The sequence below is a fragment of the Streptomyces sp. UNOC14_S4 genome (assembly GCF_020740835.1).
Lineage (GTDB): Bacteria > Actinomycetota > Actinomycetes > Streptomycetales > Streptomycetaceae > Streptomyces.
On record NZ_JAINFC010000691.1, the window covers coordinates 1 to 3,101 of the forward strand.

The following is a 3,101-nucleotide window of genomic DNA, read 5'->3' on the forward strand; positions in this document are numbered from 1 at the left end:
CGCTGACCCGGCCCCGGGCGCCGTCGACCTTCCGGTCGATGCGGACCTGGAAGCGCAGCGTCTCCTCGTCCCCGGCGGGGAAGTCCGCGCCGATCGAGCACACGTACGCGGCGGGGCCGCCGGGCGTCGTCTTCGCCACGCACGGCTGCCGGTTGCCCTCGGCCGGGCGGGCGGCGGTGATGGTGGTGCCCTCGGGCGGGATCACCTCGTACGTACCCGCCGTACCCGCGCCGTGGCCACCACGGGCGACGATGCCGCCCGGGCCGCCGTTCCTGACCCCCAGTTCGACCTCGACGGTCTGGCCGACGCGGCCGACGACGGGGTGGGCGACGGCCTGATAGTCGGCGCGTGACGACGCGCCGACGGGAGCGGCGGAAGCGGCCGAAGCGGGGTGGGCCGTCGTCACGGCGAACCCGGCCGCTGCCGCGGTGGCGGCGATTGCCAGGTGCTGCCGCGTCATCCACTTCATGTGCCTACGCTCCACGCCCGTCATCTGCACGATCATGCTTCGCAGGTGACAGACATGGAGAACGGGCGCTTGGTTGCGTTTCCCTGGCCGGGAGCTTCGCGGTTCGGGTGCGGCTTGGTTGTCCGGTTGCGCCTGCCGGGGTGCCTCTTGCGCTGGACGCGCGGCCGCTGGACGGCGGCCCGGATGCGCCTGCCGGGGTGCCTCTTGCGCTGGACGCGCGGCCGCTGGACGGCGGCCCGGATGCGCCTGCCGGGGTGCCTCTTGCGCTGGACGCGCGGCCGCTGGACGGCGGCCCGGATGCGCCTGCCGGGGTGCCTCTTGCGCTGGACGCGCGGCCGCGGGTCCGCTCTGGCTGGTCGCGCAGTTCCCCGCGCCCCTTACGGGGCGCGCCCCGCCGACGGGTCGCCCGCTACAGCCGGGCGACGTTGCGCTCGTAGACCAGCCGCAGGCCGATGAGCGTCAGCCACGGCTCGTGTTCGTCGATGGCCGTCGCCTCGCCGAGGACCAGCGGGGAGAGCCCGCCGGTCGCGATGACGGTGACCTCGTCCGGGTCGTCGGACAGCTCGCGGGCCATCCGGGCGACGACCCCGTCGACCTGGCCCGCGAAGCCGTAGAGGATGCCGGACTGCATGGCCTCGACCGTGTTCTTGCCGATGACGCTGCGCGGCCGGGCCAGCTCGATCTTGCGGAGCTGGGCACCCTTGACGCCCAGGGCCTCCACGGAGATCTCGATACCGGGGGCGATCACCCCGCCCGCGTACTCCCCCCGCGCGCTGACCGCGTCGAAGGTGGTGGCCGTGCCGAAGTCGACGACGATGCACGGGCCGCCGTAGAGCTCGACGGCGGCGACGGCGTTGACGATGCGGTCGGCGCCGACCTCCTTGGGGTTGTCCATCAGGATCGGCACCCCGGTCTTCACACCGGGCTCGACGAGCACCGCGGGCACGTCGCCGTAGTAGCGGCGGGTGACCTCGCGGAGCTCGTGCAGCACGGCGGGGACCGTGGAGCAGATCGCGATGCCGTCGATGCCGTCACCCAGCTCGTCGCCGAGCAGTGGGTGCATGCCCATCAGGCCCTGGAGCAGGACGGCCAGTTCGTCGGCGGTGCGGCGGGGGTCGGTCGAGACCCGCCAGTGCTCGACGATGTCCTCGCCGTCGAACAGGCCGAGGACGGTATGGGTGTTGCCGACATCGATGGTGAGCAGCATCAGGCGGTCTCTTCCCTGAGGTCCAGGCCGATGTCGAGGATCGGGGAGGAGTGGGTGAGCGCGCCGACCGCGAGGTAGTCGACGCCGGTCTCCGCGTACGCGCGGGCGCCCGCGAGGGTGAGGCGGCCGGAGGACTCCAGCATGGCGCGGCCCGCGACGAGTTCGACGGCCTCGCGGGTCTGCTCGACGGTGAAGTTGTCGAGCAGGATGAGGTCGGCGCCCTCGGCGAGGACCTCGGTGATCTGGTCGATGCGGTCGACCTCGACCTCGATCGGCACGTCGGGGTGGCGCTCGCGCACGGCCCGGAAGGCGGCGGCGACGCCGCCAGCGGCGACCACGTGGTTGTCCTTGACGAGGGCCGCGTCCGACAGGGACATGCGGTGGTTGACGCCGTCGCCGCAGCGGACCGCGTACTTCTCCAGGGCGCGCAGGCCGACGGTGGTCTTGCGGGTGTCGCGGACGGCGGCCTTGGTGCCCTTGAGGATGTCGGCCCACTCGCGGGTGGCGGTGGCGATGCCGGACAGCCTGCAGAGCAGGTTGAGGGCGCTGCGCTCGGCGGTGAGCAGGTCGCGGGTGCGGGTGCGCACGGTCAGCAGCTTCTGGCCGGCGGACACCCGGTCGCCGTCCTCGGCGTGCCGCTCGACCTCGAAGTCCTCGGTGCAGACGACGGAGAGGACGGCCTCGGCGATCCGCAGGCCCGCGACGGTGCCGTCCTCGCGGGCGGTGAAGTCACCGGTGGCGCGGGCGTCCTCGGGGATGGTGGCGACGCTGGTGATGTCCTCGCCGCCGTCGAGGTCCTCCTCGATGGCGAGGTGGGCGATGTCCTCGATCTGGATCGGGTCGAGCCCGGCCGCCTCCAGGAGCGCGGCGAGGTCGGGGTCGAGGCCGCACTCGGGGATGTCCGACTCGAACGACTCGCCGCAGCCACAGCCGTCGCCGCAGCCCTCGACGGTCTCCTCCTCGGACAGGCCGATCTGGTGGACGGGAAGGTCGTCGGTGGTGCTCACGGGGTCTCCTTGAGAACGGCGGGTGCGGGGGTCGGAACGGCTTGCGGGATCTCCGCGGGGAAGGCCGCGGAATCCGTGCCGACGACCTCGAGCGTACGGTCGGGGCGCAGGGAGACCAGGAGATGACGGCGCCACGTGGTGTCGGCGCGGTCGGGGAAGTCCTCGCGCCAGTGGCAGCCGCGGGTCTCCTCGCGGCGCAGGGCGGCGGCGACCAGGACGCGGGCGACGAGCCAGAGGTTGGTGGCCTCCCAGCTCTCGGTGCCGGGCTCGGCGGTCTTCCCGTCGGCCTCCAGGGCGTCGGTGGCCGCGGCGCGCAACCGGTCCAGCCCGGCGGCGGCTTGCGCGAGGCTCTCGGCGGAACGCAGCACTCCGGCGCCGGTGGTCATGATGCGCTGGATGGCGAAGCGGGCCTCGGGGG

The 3,101-nt window shown here is 73.4% G+C and carries 2 protein-coding genes and 2 pseudogenes; all 4 read right to left on the reverse strand.

Annotated features, from left to right (window positions below; translation table 11 throughout):
- A pseudogene (locus K6I34_RS34375) lies at window positions 1–469 on the reverse strand (hypothetical protein); the annotation flags it as partial.
- A 409-nt stretch (window positions 470–878) separates the two neighbouring features.
- Window positions 879–1,676, reverse strand: coding sequence for a type III pantothenate kinase (locus K6I34_RS34380; RefSeq protein ID WP_229331963.1), 798 nt, complete (start codon window positions 1,674–1,676; stop codon window positions 879–881).
- Complete coding sequence (gene nadC / locus K6I34_RS34385; RefSeq protein ID WP_229331964.1) at window positions 1,676–2,683, reverse strand: carboxylating nicotinate-nucleotide diphosphorylase; 1,008 nt, start codon at window positions 2,681–2,683, stop codon at window positions 1,676–1,678. The genes K6I34_RS34380 and nadC overlap by 1 nt, the downstream gene beginning before the upstream one ends.
- Window positions 2,680–3,101, reverse strand: a pseudogene (locus tag K6I34_RS34390) (L-aspartate oxidase); the annotation flags it as partial. The gene nadC and the pseudogene K6I34_RS34390, both read right to left, overlap by 4 nt.